This window comes from Hydrogenophaga sp. (assembly GCF_026125785.1).
GTDB lineage: Bacteria > Pseudomonadota > Gammaproteobacteria > Burkholderiales > Burkholderiaceae_C > Hydrogenophaga.
This window is the reverse complement of the sequence record NZ_JAHCKL010000011.1, coordinates 65,429-79,744: the sequence shown is the minus strand read 5'-3', so window position 1 is coordinate 79,744 and position 14,316 is coordinate 65,429. Positions and strand designations below refer to the sequence as shown.

Genomic DNA, 14,316 nt, shown 5'->3' with positions numbered 1-14,316 from the left:
CCTTGAGGGGGGCCGCGCAAAGCGCGGCGGGGCATGCCTCACTTACTGCGGCACTTTGCCTTCCACGCCCTTCACGTAGAACTTGATGCCGCCCAGGAACGCATCGTCGGCCTTGGCGTCCTTGGCCAGCACTTCCTTGCCCGCCTGATCGACGATGGGGCCGGTCCAGGGGTGGAAGCTGCCGTCCTTCAGGCCGGCCTTGATGGTGTCGATCTTGGTCTTGATCTCGGCGGGCACGTCCTCGGCGATGGAGACGAGGTCGATGGCGCCTTCCTTGTGGCCCCACCACACACCACTGCTGCCGGTCCAGGTGCCTTCCAGCGCGTCCTTGGTGGCCTTGATGTAGTACGGACCCCAGTTGATGATGGCCGAACCCAGGTGGGCCTTGGGGCCATAGGCGGTCATGTCGGAGTCCCAGCCAAAGGCGCGCTTGCCGGCCTTCTCGGCGGTCTGCAGCACGGCGGAGGAGTCGGTGTTCTGGAACAGGATGTCGGCGCCCCCGTTGAGCAGCGAGGTCGCGGCTTCCGTTTCCTTGGGCGGATCGAACCAGCCGTTGACCCAGACCACCTTGGTCTTGATCTTGGGGTTGACCGACTGCGCACCCAGCGTGAAGCTGTTGATGTTGCGGATCACCTCGGGGATGGGGATCGACGCCACCACGCCCAGGGTGTTGGTCTTGGTCATGCCTCCGGCGATCACGCCAGCCATGTAGGCACCTTCGTAGGTGCGGCTGTCGTAGGTGCGCATGTTCTCGGCTGTCTTGTAGCCGGTGGCGTGCTCGAACTTCACGTCCTTGAAGTCGGCGGCCACCTTGAGCATGGGCTCCATGTAGCCGAAGGTGGTGCCGAAGATCAGCTTGTTGCCGTTGGAGGCCATGTCGCGGATCACGCGCTCGGCGTCGGCGCTCTCGGGCACGCTCTCCACGAAGCTGGTGACGACCTTGTCGCCAAATTCCTTTTCCAATGCCTTGCGGCCGTTGTCATGGGCAAAGGTCCAGCCGCCATCACCCACCGGGCCGACATAGGCGAACGCGATCTTCAGCGGCTCGGCCTTGGGCGCCTCGGCAGCCGGCGCGGGCGCCGGCGCAGCTGCGGGCGCGGCGGCCTCTTCCTTCTTGCCGCAGCCAATCAGCACGGCGGCGCTCAGCGCGGTCAGCGCGGCAACCTTCATCAGGGAACGTTTGTTCAGGTCAGTCATGGAAGTCCTCGGAATGGGAGGGTGGTGGAAAAGTGGCGATACGCAGTTGAATACCGGTTTGGGTACCAGGTCGCTAGCAAATTATGCACCCGGGTAGAAGGGTTTCCCGATGGAACTGGGCATGTTGATGCGTATCCAGGTCGGGTTGCGCGAGATCAGCACCAGCACCACGATGGTCGCCACGTAGGGCATCATGGTCAGGAACTGGCTGGGCACGTTCACGCCCATGCCTTGCAGGTGGAACTGCAGCATGGTCACGCCGCCGAACAGGTAGGCTCCCAGCAGCACGCGCGCCGGGCGCCAGGTGGCGAAGGTGGTGAGTGCGAGCGCGATCCAGCCCTTGCCGGCGATCATGCCCTCCACCCACAGCGGCGTGTAGGCGGTGGAGACGTAGGCCCCGGCCAGGCCACAGAGCGCGCCCCCGGCCACCACCGCCAGCAGGCGGATGCGCCGCACCGGATAGCCCAACGCGTGCGCGGACTCCGGGCTTTCGCCCACGCTGCGCAGCACCAGGCCCGCGCGCGTGCGGTAAAGGAACCAGATCAGGAACACCACCAGCGCCACACAGATGTAGACCATGGGATGGTGGCGGAACAGCGCGGGGCCGATGAAGGGGATGTCCGCCAGCAGCGGGATGGCGTGGCGCACCTGTTCCGGCAGTTTCTCCTGCACATAGCCGGTGCCCGCGAAGGCCGAGAACCCCGCACCGAACAGGCTGAGCGCCAGGCCGGTGGCGTACTGGTTGGTGTTGAGCCAGATGACCAGCACGCCAAAGATGGCGGCCAGCAGCGCACCGGCAGCCATGCCGGCCACGAAGCCCAACGTGGAGCTTCCCGTGTGCACCACGGTGGCGAAACCCGCGAGCGCGGCGCAGAGCATCATGCCCTCGGCCCCCAGGTTGACGATGCCCGCCTTTTCATTGATGAGCAGGCCGAGCGAGGCGATGGCCAGCACGGTGCCGGCGTTGAGCGAGGAGGCGATCAGAAGTGCGGTGGAGTCCATGGCGTCCTCAGTTCTTTTTCCACACGAGGCGGTAGGCGATGAGCGTGTCGCAGGCCAGCAGTGCGAACAACAGCAGGCCCTGGAACACACCGGTGATGGACTTGGGCAGGCCCAGGCGCGACTGCGCGAGTTCACCGCCGATGTAGAACATGCTCATGAGGATGGCGGAGAACACGATGCCCACCGGGTGCAGCCGCCCGACGAAGGCGACGATGATGGCGGCGAAGCCGTAGCCCGCCGGCACGTAGGGCGTGAGTTGGCCGATCGGGCCGGCGACCTCCAGCGCACCGGCCAGGCCGGCGGCCGCTCCCGAGCTCAGCAAGGCGATCCACAGCGCCTTGCGCGAGGAAAAGCCGGCGTAGCGTGCGGCGGCAGGCGCCAGGCCACCCACCAGTTGCGCATAACCCGCATAGGTCCGGAACAGGAAGATCCACACCCCAACCACGCCGGCCAGCGCGAACAGCAGGCCGATGTTCACCCGCGAGCCCTGCATCAGGCGCGGTATCTGCGCCACAGCCTCGAAGGTCTTGGTCTGCGGGAAGTTGTAGCCTTGCGGGTCCTTCCACGGGCCGTAGACCAGGAAGTTGAGCAGTTGCACCGCCACATAGACCAGCATCAGGCTGACCAGGATCTCGTTGGCGTTGAAGCGGTCGCGCAGCAGCGCGGTGATGCCGGCCCAGAGCATGCCGCCCAGCACGCCGGCTGCGATCACCGCGGCGACGATCCAGGGGCCGGTGGTCTTGTCGGCCGTGAGCGCCACGCCTGCGGCGAAGATCGCGCCGACTATGTACTGCCCCTCGGCGCCGATGTTCCACACATTGGAGCGGAAACACACCGCCAGCCCCAGGGCGATGATGAGCAGCGGCGTGGCCTTGACCATCAGTTCGGAGATGGCATAGCCGCTCTTGATGGGTTCCCAGAAGAACACCTGCAGGCCGCGCACCGGGTCCTTGCCAAGCACGGCAAAGAGGATCACACCGATCACCACCGTGATGGCCAGTGCCAGCAGGGGCGAGGCGTAGCCCCAGCGCGCCGAGGGCTGGGGACGGACTTCAAGCCGCAGCATGGGCGGTCTCCTTCTTCTGGTGGTTGTCGTTGGCCGGGGCATCCCACAGGCCCGACATCCATTCGCCGATGCGCTCTATGGTGGCAGCCGCCCGGTCCAGGCTGGGCGAGAGGCGGCCCTTGGCGATCACGTGCAGGCGGTCGCTGATCTCGAACAGCTCGTCGAGTTCTTCGCTGACCACCAGCACCGCGCAGCCGGCGTCGCGCAGCGCCAGGATCTGGCCGCGGATCTGCGCCGAGGCACCCACGTCCACGCCCCAGGTCGGCTGGCTGACGATGAGCAACCGCGGCTTGGCCTCGATCTCGCGGCCGACGATGAACTTCTGCAGGTTGCCGCCCGAGAGCGACTTGGCGGCGGCATCCGGCCCGTTGGCCTTGACCTTGTAGCGCGCGATCACGTCGGCCGCCTGCGCCTTGAGCGCGCCCACCTGGATCCAGCCGCCCGAGCCGAGCGCATCGCGCCGCGTGAGCAGCAGGTTCTGCGCCAGCGACAGCGTGGGCACGGCACCCCGGCCCAGGCGTTCTTCCGGCACGAAGTGCTGGCCCAGGGCACGTCGCCGCCCCGGGCTGAAGCGCGAGATGTCCTGACCCTGCAGGCGGATGCTGCCGGCCGGCGCGCGCCGGTCCTCACCCGAAAGCGCGTACAGCAGCTCGCTCTGGCCGTTGCCGGACACGCCGGCAATGCCCACCACCTCGCCCGCGCGCACGGTCAGCACGATGTCGGCCAGCGCGGTACCGAAAGGATCGTCGCTGGCCAGCGACAGGCCGCTGACCTCCAGCACCGGTTCGCCCGCATGCAGCTCGCGCACGTCCAGCGCGGGCGGTTCGGCACCGATCATCAGGCGCGAGAGCGAGGCGTTGCTCTCCTGGCGCGGATCGCATACGCCGGTGACCTGGCCGCCGCGCAGCACCGTGCAGGCGTTGCACAGCTCGCGGATCTCGTGCAGCTTGTGGCTGATGTACAGGATGCTGCAGCCCTCGGACGCCAGCTTCTTCAACACCACGAACAGGCGCTCCACCGCCTGCGGCGTGAGCACCGAGGTGGGCTCATCCAGGATCAGCAGTTGCGGGTTGGTCAGCAGCGCGCGGATGATCTCCACCCGCTGCATCTCGCCCACCGAGAGCGTGTGCACCGGCCGCGCGGGGTCGATGTCCAGCCCGTATTCAGTTGCCTTGGCGGTGATGCTCGCGCTCACCTCCGACAAGGTGAGGGACTTGTCCAGCCCGAGCCAGACGTTCTCGGCCACGGTGATGGTGTCGAACAGGCTGAAGTGCTGGAACACCATGCTGATGCCCAGGGCGCGCGCCTCCTGCGGGTTGCGGATATGCACCGGCTTGCCGTTGAACATCACCGAGCCCTCGTCGGGCTTGACCGAGCCGTAGATGATCTTCATCAGCGTGGACTTGCCCGCGCCGTTCTCGCCCAGCACGGCATGCACCTCGCCAGGCGCCACCGTGAGCGAGACGCCACTGTTGGCGACCACACCGGGATAGCGCTTGGTGATGCCGCTCAATTGCAATCGGGGGGTGGTCATGGGTCTCCTCGGTCGTGGGGTGGGCGGGATCGGTCAGGATTCGGCGTCCGGCCGCTTGAGCGAAGCGGCCACGCTCTTGATCTGTTCTCGCAGCCAGCGCGCCGCGTTGGACGCGTGGGTGCGTTCGTGCCAGAGCTGGTAGTACATCATCCGCGGGAACGCCACCGGACTGGGCAGCACCTTCACCGGCAGCACGCCCGTGAAGCGCTCGCAATACTGGCGCCCCGTGGTCAGCACCAGCAGGCTGCCCGCCACCATGGCCGGGATCAGCCCGAAGTGCGGACAGCGCGCGGTGATGTTGCGGGTGAGCCCCTGGCTGGCCAGGTGGTCGTCGATGAAGCCGCGCGCGCCGGGGCGCGTGGGCGTGGGCGCAATGTGCTCGGCCCCCAGCCAGGCTTCCACGTCCCAGCCCCGGCGCACTGCCGGATGCTGGCTGGAGACCAGGCAGACCACCTCGTCGCCGAACAGGCGGCCCAGGTGCAGGTCCTCGGGAGGCTGCGCCCAGTTGCCGATCACCACGTCCACGTCGCCCTGGGCCAGGTGGTTGCGGTAGTCCGAGTCGCGCGACAGCGGGTGGATGTCGATCGGGCAATGCGGCGCCAGGCTCTTCACCTGGGTGACCAGTTGCGGCAGGAACAGCGGATCCAGGTAATCGCTGGCGGCCAGGCTGAAGCTGTGGTGGGCGGTAGCGGGTTCGAAGCTGCGGGCATCGGAAAACAGCACCTCGGCGCTGCGCAGGATGTCCGCCGCCGGCTCGATCATGCGCAGGCCAGCCACCGTGGGCACCATGCCCGACCCCGAACGCACCAAAAGGGGGTCGCCAGCCAGTTCGCGCAGGCGCTTGAGCGCTGCACTCACCGCCGGCTGGTACATGCCCAGGCGCAGCGCCGCGCGCGAGACACTGCGCTCGGTGAGCACGGTGTGGAGCACGCGGATCAGGTGCAGGTCAATCTTGTCGAACATGGACCCGTATTTCATACCCATGTCATATGCGGCTGAATGGTGTTTTGGGCATTTTGGACATATGGCTGAGCATATGTTGTGCCATGGGGGCGGCGCTATGCTGGCACGCATGAAGCCCGAAACATCCGCACAAACCCTGACTTTCCTGCGCCGCGGGACACCCGTGACGCTGGCCAATGTAGCACCCGACCGCACCCTGCTGGAGGTGCTGCGCGAGGACCTGCACTGCACCGGCACCAAGGAAGGCTGCGGCGAGGGCGACTGCGGCGCCTGCACCGTGGTGCTGGGCGAAGCGGTGGACGGTGGCCAGCTGGCCTACAGGGCCATCAACAGCTGCATCCGGCTGGCGCACTCGGTACAGGGGCTGGCGGTGTGGACGGTGGAGGACCTGGCGGCCCCGGGCGGCGAACTGCATCCCGCCCAGGAAGCCATGGTGCAGTGCCATGGCAGCCAGTGCGGTTTCTGCACGCCCGGCTTCGTCATGAGCCTGTTTGGCATGTACCAGAACACGAAGGGCGGCCAAGGCATTGACCGCGCGCAAGCCCAGGCCGACCTCTCGGGCAACCTCTGCCGCTGCACCGGCTACCGCCCCATCCTGGACGCCGCCCAGCAGATGGGCAGCCTGCCCCTGCCCGCCGGCTGCGCGGTGGACGAGGCGGCCACCGTGGCCGCCCTCAAGAAGCTTCCCGCCGCGCAGACCGATCGCTACCTGCGCCCCACCACGCTGGCCGCCCTGTTGCAGGCCCGCGCCCGGCATCCGCAGGCGCAGGTGGTGGCCGGCTGCACCGACGTGGGCCTGTGGGTCACCAAGATGCACAAGCGTTTTGGCCAGATGCTGGACGTGACCGCCGCGCGCGAACTGCGGCGCGTGGAGACCTATCCGCACCACATCGCCATCGGTGCAGGCGTGACGCTGACCGACGCCTACGCCGCGCTGGTGAGCGAGCGCCCGCAACTCAAGACCTTCGCCCAGCGCTTCGCCGGCCTGCCGGTGCGCAACTCCGGCACCCTGGGCGGCAATGTGGCCAACGGTTCGCCCATCGGGGACTCCATGCCCTTGCTGATCGCCCTCGGCGCCAGCGTGGTGCTGATGCGCTGGGACACCAGACGCGGACAGATCACCCACCGCGAACTCCGGCTGGAAGACCTGTACACCGGCTACCGCCAGAACGTGATGAAGCCGGACGAACTGCTGTGCTGGATCAAGGTGCCCCGGCCCACCGCCGATGAGCAGCTGAAGGTCTACAAGATCAGCAAACGCTTCGACGACGACATCTCCGCCGTCTGCCTGGCCATCCGCCTGACGCTGAAGAACGGCAGCGTGAAAACCGCCTCCATCGGGGCCGGCGGCGTGGCCGCCACCCCGGTGCGCGCCCACCAGACCGAGGCCGCCCTGCAAGACCAGGCCTGGAACGCCGACACCGTGATGGCCGCCACGGCCGCGCTGCGCGCCGAGTTCCAGCCCATCTCCGACATGCGCGCCAGCGCCACCTACCGCCAGGCGGTGCTGGGCAACCTGCTGCAGCGCTTCTGGCTGGAGAGCCAGGGCCTGCGGCAGATCAACCTGGAAAACCTGACCGCACCCGACCTGGAGACCCTGGCATGAACGCGCGCGATCAACCCCACGCTCAGGCCAAGCCTGCTTCCACCCAGGCCAAGCCAGCTTCCACCCGAACCAAGCCAACGTCCGTTCGAGCTGAGCCAACGTCCGTTGGAGCTGAGCCAACTTCCGTTCGGGCTGAGCTTGTCGAAGCCCTCACCCCAGCGCAGCCCGACCCATCGACACCCCCGGGGCGAACGGAGAATACCGGGCAGGCCGCAGGCGTCTCCCGCTTCCACGAAAGCGCACGCGCCCAGGTCGCCGGCGGCGCCACCTACATCGACGACATCCCCGAAGTGCGCGGCACGCTGCACGCCGCGCCGGTCTGCTCACCCGTGGCGCACGGCCGGCTGCGCGGTATGGACACGTCCGCCGCACTGGCCGTGCCCGGCGTGCGCGGCGTCTTCGGCGCGGGCGACATCCCTGGCGACAAGACCCTGGCCGCCTTCGCGCACGACGAGCCCGTGTTCGCCACCGACACCGTGCAATTCCTCGGCCAGGTGGCCGCGCTGGTGGTGGCCGATGATGTGATGACCGCGCGCCGCGCCGCCCGGCTGGTCAGGTTCGACATCGAACCCCTGCCCGCCGTGGTCTCGGTGCACGAAGCGCACGCGCGCCAGAGCTATGTGCTGCCGCCCGTGCATGTGAACCGGGGCGACGCCAAGGCCGCGCTGGCCCGCGCGCCGCACGTGGCCGAAGGCGCGTTCGAGATCGGCGGCCAGGAGCATTTCTACCTCGAAGGCCAGGTGGCCTATGTGCTGCCTCTGGAGCAGGACCAGTGGTGGGTGTACTCCAGCACCCAGCACCCCGGAGAGGTGCAGCACTGGGTGTCGCACGCGCTCGGCCTGGACAACCACGCCGTGACCGTGGAATGCCGGCGCATGGGCGGCGGCTTCGGTGGCAAGGAAACCCAGGCCGGCCACCTCGCGGTGTGGGCCGCCATCGCCGCCAACCGGCTCAAGCGCCCGGTCAAGCTGCGGCTGGACCGCGACGACGACTTCATGGTCACCGGCAAGCGCCACCCCTTCGCCTACCACTACCGCGTTGGCTTCGACGACAGCGGCCTGCTCTGCGGCCTGGAGCTGGACATGCTGGCCAACTGCGGCTTCAGCGCCGACCTCTCCGGCCCCGTGGCCGACCGCGCCATCTTCCACGCCGACAACGCCTATTTCCTGGAAGACGTGGCCATCTCCAGCTACCGCTGCAAGACCCACACGCAGAGCCACACCGCCTTCCGTGGCTTCGGCGGCCCGCAGGGCGTCATCGTCATCGAACGCATCCTGGGCGACGTCGCCCGCCGCCTCGGCCTGGACCCGCTGGACGTGCGGCTGCGCAACCTCTACAGCGACGAACCCACCTCGCGAGCCCTTCGACACGCTCAGGGCGAACGGGGCATGCCACTTCGGTCAAAAAACTCCCCTGCTCAAACGGAACATGCCTCCGTTCGAGCGGAACATGCCTCCGTCCGAGCTGAACCATCCCCCGTTCGGGCTGAACCATCCCCCGTTCGGGCTGAGCCTGTCGAAGCCCAGGCCACCCACCGCAATGTCACCCACTACCAGATGAAGGTGGAGGACAACATCCTCGACCCGCTCATCACCACGCTCGCACGCACCAGCCAATACCGCGAACGGCGCGCGCAGATCGCCGCGTGGAACGCGAAGAGCCCAGTCATCAAGAAAGGCATCGCGCTCACGCCGGTGAAATTCGGCATCAGCTTCACCGCCACGCTGTTCAACCAGGCCGGCGCGCTGGTGCACGTCTACACCGATGGCAGCGTGCAGGTGAACCACGGCGGCACCGAAATGGGCCAGGGACTGAACACCAAGGTCGCCGCCATCGTGGCCGACGAACTCGGCATCCCGTTCGAGCGCGTGCTCTCCACCGCGTCCGACACCAGCAAGATCCCCAACGCCAGTGCCACCGCGGCCAGCAGCGGCACGGACCTCAATGGCCGTGCCGCACAGTTCGCCGCGCGCCACGTGCGCGACAACCTCGCTGCCTTCGTCGCCGGCCTGGACGGCTGCGGAGCCGGCGCGGTGCGCTTCGCCGGCGGCCGGGTCATCACCCCGCGCAGCACGCGCCGCTTCGAGGACGTGGTGAGCGCCGCGTACGCCAACCGCATCCAGCTCTGGAGCGACGGCTTCTACCGCACGCCCAAGATCCACTACGACAAGACCACCCTCACGGGCCGGCCTTTCTACTACTTCGCCTACGGCGCCGCCTGCACCGAAGTCGCCATCGACACCCTCACCGGTGAAAGCCGCGTGCTCAAGGTCGACATCCTTCACGACGTGGGCCACAGCATCAACCCGGCCATCGACATCGGCCAGATCGAAGGCGGCTTCATCCAGGGCATGGGCTGGCTCACCACCGAGCAACTGGTGTGGAACGACAAGGGCTACCTGCAGACCCACGCCCCGAGCACCTACAAGATCCCGGCCACCGGCGACGTGCCCGAACACTTCAGGGTCGACCTCTGGCCCGAAGCCAACCGCGAAGACAACGTGCACGGCAGCAAGGCCGTGGGCGAACCGCCCTTCATGCTGGCCATCAGCGTGTTCGAGGCACTGCGCGACGCCGTGTCGCAGGCGGGCGGCAAGCCCGAGGCGATGAATGCGCCGGGGACGGCGGAAGAGATCTTGAGGGCAGTCAGCGCGTGAGCCAGTACGACCTGGACTGAATATCAGTCCCCCTGCAGGGGGTTGAGCCGCCCGGTTCAAAAGGCGTGCACGATCCCCAGTTCCACGCCACGCGAGTTCTGGCCGGCGGCACCTGCCAGCGTGCTGCCCACGGTGGCGTTGGACGCGCCCTTGTTCTGGATGCGCGAGTAGGTGCCATACAGCATGGTGCGTTTCGACAGTTTGTGCAGGTAACCCACCGCGAACTGGCGCGCGTCGTTGGCGTCCGTGCCGCCGCCCGAGGCGTTCTTGGGCACGTAGGATGCCCGCAGCGTGCCGGCGTCACCCACGGGCACGGCGGCGCCCAGCAACCACACGTTCTCCTTGCGCGGCAGCCAGGCGTTCTGGATGTGGACCGCCGTGAGCTTGACGCTCTTGAAGTCGTAGGTGCCACCGATGGTGCGCACCGTGAACTTGCCGCTGCCCACGGCGTCGGTCTCGGAGTAGGCCACGGAGACATCGATCGGCCCTTGCGCGTAGCCGACACGCAAGCCGGTGTAGGCACTGCCCGCCACGCCTTCGCCCAGCGCGTGCATGAACTGGCCGTTCCAGCCGCCCAGGTTCGACGGAAGGAAGTAGGAAATGGCGTTGTCGGTGCGGCTGGACGTGACGGCGCCGCTGCCCAGGGTGTAGCCCGCGCCGCCGAACACGTTCTGCACCGAGCCCACGCCGTTGACAGCGAAGGGGTCGTAATAGACGAAGCCCTGGAAGCTTGCCGTGAGGTCGCGTCCCAGGCGCAGTTCCCCCATGGAGCCGCTCAGGCTCAAGGTGGAGCGCCGGTGGAAGAAGCGGGGTGCGGTGGTGCCGGTGTCGGGGCTGAGCGCGGCCTCCAGCCAGTAGCTGGCCTTCATGCCGCCGCCCAGATCCTCGCTGCCCCGGAAACCCAGCCGACTGCCCGCCACGCTGCTGTTGTGCATCTCCGTCTTCGACGTGGGGCCCACGCGGATGTTGCGCACGTTGACGTCCAGCAGGCCGAACACGTTGACGTCGGACTGCGCCCAGGCTGGGACTTGCAGGGCGAGGATGGCGGCCAGGGCCGCACCGGATTTCTTCATGTGTTGTCTCCGTCGATGAATGAAAGGAACGAGAAAAGGTCAGGCGGCGTCCGGGTACAGGCCCGCCACGCGGGCCTTCAGCCGCGCCAGCCCCAGCAGGGTGTCGATCTCCGGTGTGGGCACGCCCAGTTGCCGGGCAATCTCCACCACGGCGCGAACGAGCGCATCGATCTCCAGGGGTTTGCCGGCTTCGGCGTCCTGGAGCATCGAAGTGCGGAAGGCACCGAGTTGGCGCGTCACGGCATGCCTGCCCTCGGGATCGGCATCGATGGGCAGGCCGATGCGCTCGCCGATGGCGGCCGACTCGCGCATGCAGCGCGACATGAAAGCGCGCACGAGTTCGTCGTCGAGGATGCGGTCGCCCGTGGCGCCGGTGAGCGCCGAGATGGGGTTCACTGTCATGTTCCCCCACAGCTTGAACCAGATCTCGCGCTGGATGGATGCCGCGGGGTCCACGTCGAAGTCCGCGTTGCGCAGCAACTGGATCAGGTGCCTGCTGCGCGCGGAATCGGCGCCGCCAACGGGCTCGCCGACGATCAGCCGTTGGCCCGCCACATGCTGCACGACGCCCGGCGCCGGCGTGGTGGCGGAGAGGTGTGTGACGCAGCCGACCACCCGTTCGGGCCTGATGGCGCGCGACAGGGCGCCGCCCGGGTCCACGCTGTCGAGTTTCAAGGACGCCAGTTCCGGGGCCATGCCATGGAAGAACCACCAGGGCACGCCGTTCATGGCCGACAACACGGTGGTGTGCTCGTCCATCAAGGGTGCAATGCCGGCGGCCACGCCGGCCAGACCGGTGGTCTTGACGGCCACCACCACGACGTCCTGCACGCCCAGATCAACCGGGTTGTCCGTGGCATGGACGGCATGCTGGGTGGTGACGGGCTGGCCTTGCACTGTCTCGCGCAGTGAAAGGCCCTTCTCGTGCACCGCGGCCAGCGTGGCACCGCGCGCCACCGCGTTCACCGCGACGCCCGAGCGCGCCAGCCGTGCGGCCAGCAGGCCGCCTACGGCGCCGAGTCCGTAGATGCAGATCTTTGTCATGCTCAGTCCCGCGCGGGGTCCAGGTCCCGGTAGGACGGGTCGATGCGCTCGACCTGCCGCGTCAGTGCCGCGAACACGTCGCGGCCGGCGCCGTGCGCCGGGTCAAACTGCAGGGCATCGGCGCTGGCCTGGATCTGGATGGCTTCGGAAATGGGCAGCGCCGGCCCAAGCGCCGCGCCGGCCACCTGGATTTCGCACGCGCGCTGCAAGGTCCACAGGTACGCAAAGGCCTGCGGGATGCTGCTGCCCCAGGCCAGCAGGCCATGGTTGCGCAGCACGACAGCCTGGCGTCCACCGATGGAACGCACCACCCGGGGCCCTTCGTCCGCGTGCACCGTGATGCCCTCGAAGTCGTGGTACGCCACCCGGCCATGGAGTTGCGCGGCGTAGAAGTTGTCCATGGTCAACCCTTGGCGGCAACCGGCAACCGCACAGCCCGCGGTGGTGTGCGTGTGCATCACGCAGTGCGCTTCGCCAATGCCCTGGTGGATGGCCGAGTGCAGGGTAAAGCCAGCCGGGTTCACCGGCCAGTTGGAAGAGCCCACGGTGCGGCCGGACAGGTCCACGCGCACCAGGTTGGAGGCCGTGACCTCGCTGTAGTGCAGGCCGAACGGGTTGATCAGAAAGTGCTTCTCGGGGCCGGGCAGGCGCACCGTGATGTGGTTGTAGATGAGCTCGGTCCAGCCGAGCAGGTGGAAAACGCGGTAGCAGGCCGCGAGTTCGGTGCGCAGCGCGCGTTCTTCGGCGGTGATGGCAGGGCTCATGGCGGTTCAGTGGCCCAGAGGCTGCACGAACAGAGAGCCCACCGGCTTGCCCTGGGCCATGGCCTGTATCGCATCGAACAGTGCGGACTCGCCGGACTCGCCCAGCGTGTCGCGCACCAGCAGGCTGAACTTGGCACGCAGTTCGGCGGCGGTGAGCATGGTTTCGGGTTCGCCGCGCGGCTGGTAGATGAACTCACGCCAGGTCTGGCCGTCGGTGGTGCGTATCTCCACCACGCCCGAGAACGCGGTGGGAAAGTTGGCCTCGCATTCGGCGTCTTCGTAAACGTCGATGCGCTGCATCAGTGAACGGATGTCCGGGTCGGCCAGGGCCGGCTCGTAATCGTCCCAGCCCATGCGCCGGTGCTTGAGCGCAATCGACAGGCACAGGTGGGTGGAGAACTGGCAGTCCACCACGTTTTTCGGATCGCGCCGACGCTCCTGCGGAATGCCCACCACGTACACGCTGCGGCGGGCCAGCCCCACACGCACCGACTGAATGCGGTGGATGTCGATGTCGTGCCGCTCGTGCAAAGCCATCACCGCGTCCAGCGGCGCATGGATGCCCCGGCAGCAGGGGTAAGGTTTCAGGCCGGCACGCAGAATTTCCCAGGTGCTGCCCAGGCCTTGCACCGCCTTCTCGGGTTGCGGTTCGGGGGAATAGACATGGAAGAATCCTTCCTTGCCCTCGAAGGCCTGGGTGGCCCCTGTGTAGCCCCGTCGCGCAAGCGCGGCCGCCAGCACGCCGCCAGCGGCCGCGTTGCCCACGTGGAAGCGCTTGGTCCATGCGCCGTTCACCACGAACTGACCGGTGCCCGCGGACTCGCTGAGCGCGGTGCCGAAGGCGTGTTCCATCTGCACAGGGCTCAGACCCAGCAGGTTGCCGGCGGCCGCCGTGGCGCCGAACACACCCACCGTGGCGCTGGGGTGGTAACCGCGCTCGCCGTGTTTGAGGACGGGCAGGCCCAGGGCCACACGGATCATGACCTCGTACCCCGCCACGATGGCCGCGATCAACTCCCGGGTACCAGCGCCCACCATCTGTGCGGCGGCCAACGCGGCCGGAATGACGGGCGCCCCCGGATGCAGTTGCGCGGGTGCATGGGTGTCATCGAAGTCCAGGCTGTGCGCGGCGGCCCCTGCCAGCAGCGCGGCCGCCTGGGGGAGCCAGCGTTCGCGGCTGCCCTGTACCTGGATGTGGCCGCCGTTCAACCCCAGGTCGCGCAGCGTTTCCTTGAGCACGAGGGTCGAATCCAGCGTCTGCGAGCGGATGATGATGCCGCTCAGATCCATGACGAGCAGTTGGGTGCGCTGCACCACCTCGGTGGGCAGGTCGTCGAAGCGGAGTTCAGCCGCGAAGCGGGCCAGTGTCTGTGTGACGGCGGTCATGGCGGGTCCGTGGTGCGAGGTTGC

Annotated in this window: 11 protein-coding genes; 2 read left to right on the top strand and 9 right to left on the bottom strand. The window is 67.8% G+C overall.

Annotated features, from left to right (window positions below):
- Positions 1–42 precede the first annotated feature (42 nt).
- The 5 genes from KIT53_RS12265 to KIT53_RS12245 form a co-directional block, all read right to left on the bottom strand.
- Positions 43–1,197, bottom strand: a complete 1,155-nt coding sequence (locus tag KIT53_RS12265) for a BMP family ABC transporter substrate-binding protein (protein ID WP_297752756.1) — start codon at positions 1,195–1,197, stop codon at positions 43–45.
- Positions 1,198–1,278: 81 nt separating this feature from the next.
- On the bottom strand, positions 1,279–2,199 hold the full coding sequence (locus KIT53_RS12260; RefSeq protein ID WP_297752754.1) for an ABC transporter permease: 921 nt from the start codon (positions 2,197–2,199) through the stop codon (positions 1,279–1,281).
- Between the two features lie 7 nt (positions 2,200–2,206).
- Positions 2,207–3,265 (bottom strand): ABC transporter permease, encoded by a 1,059-nt coding sequence (locus KIT53_RS12255; RefSeq protein WP_297752752.1) that lies wholly within the window; start codon positions 3,263–3,265, stop codon positions 2,207–2,209.
- Positions 3,252–4,799, bottom strand: a complete 1,548-nt coding sequence (locus KIT53_RS12250; protein WP_297752750.1) for an ABC transporter ATP-binding protein — start codon at positions 4,797–4,799, stop codon at positions 3,252–3,254. Before KIT53_RS12250 ends, KIT53_RS12255 begins: the two co-directional genes overlap by 14 nt.
- Positions 4,800–4,832: 33 nt before the next feature.
- Positions 4,833–5,777, bottom strand: a complete 945-nt coding sequence (locus KIT53_RS12245; RefSeq protein WP_297752748.1) for a LysR family transcriptional regulator — start codon at positions 5,775–5,777, stop codon at positions 4,833–4,835.
- 94 nt (positions 5,778–5,871) lie between these two features.
- Between KIT53_RS12245 and xdhA the strand changes: the two genes are divergently transcribed.
- Together xdhA and KIT53_RS12235 are read left to right on the top strand one after the other, a co-directional pair.
- Positions 5,872–7,368, top strand: a complete 1,497-nt coding sequence (xdhA, locus tag KIT53_RS12240) for a xanthine dehydrogenase small subunit (protein WP_297752746.1) — start codon at positions 5,872–5,874, stop codon at positions 7,366–7,368.
- A complete protein-coding gene (locus KIT53_RS12235; RefSeq protein WP_297752744.1) occupies positions 7,365–10,025 on the top strand; it encodes a molybdopterin cofactor-binding domain-containing protein in 2,661 nt (886 codons plus the stop codon). Before xdhA ends, KIT53_RS12235 begins: the two co-directional genes overlap by 4 nt.
- A gap of 56 nt (positions 10,026–10,081) precedes the next feature.
- On the opposite strand, the gene KIT53_RS12230 is transcribed toward KIT53_RS12235, so the two are convergent.
- From KIT53_RS12230 to KIT53_RS12215, 4 genes are read right to left on the bottom strand one after another with little or no spacing between them, the layout of a single operon-like run.
- A complete protein-coding gene (locus KIT53_RS12230) occupies positions 10,082–11,098 on the bottom strand; it encodes a porin (protein WP_297752742.1) in 1,017 nt (338 codons plus the stop codon).
- A gap of 39 nt (positions 11,099–11,137) precedes the next feature.
- Positions 11,138–12,142, bottom strand: a complete 1,005-nt coding sequence (locus tag KIT53_RS12225; RefSeq protein WP_297752740.1) for a 2-dehydropantoate 2-reductase — start codon at positions 12,140–12,142, stop codon at positions 11,138–11,140.
- A gap of 2 nt (positions 12,143–12,144) precedes the next feature.
- A complete protein-coding gene (locus tag KIT53_RS12220) occupies positions 12,145–12,906 on the bottom strand; it encodes a class II aldolase/adducin family protein (RefSeq protein ID WP_297752738.1) in 762 nt (253 codons plus the stop codon).
- A 6-nt stretch (positions 12,907–12,912) separates the two neighbouring features.
- Positions 12,913–14,292 (bottom strand): MmgE/PrpD family protein, encoded by a 1,380-nt coding sequence (locus tag KIT53_RS12215; protein WP_297752736.1) that lies wholly within the window; start codon positions 14,290–14,292, stop codon positions 12,913–12,915.
- Between the last annotated feature and the right edge of the window lie 24 nt (positions 14,293–14,316).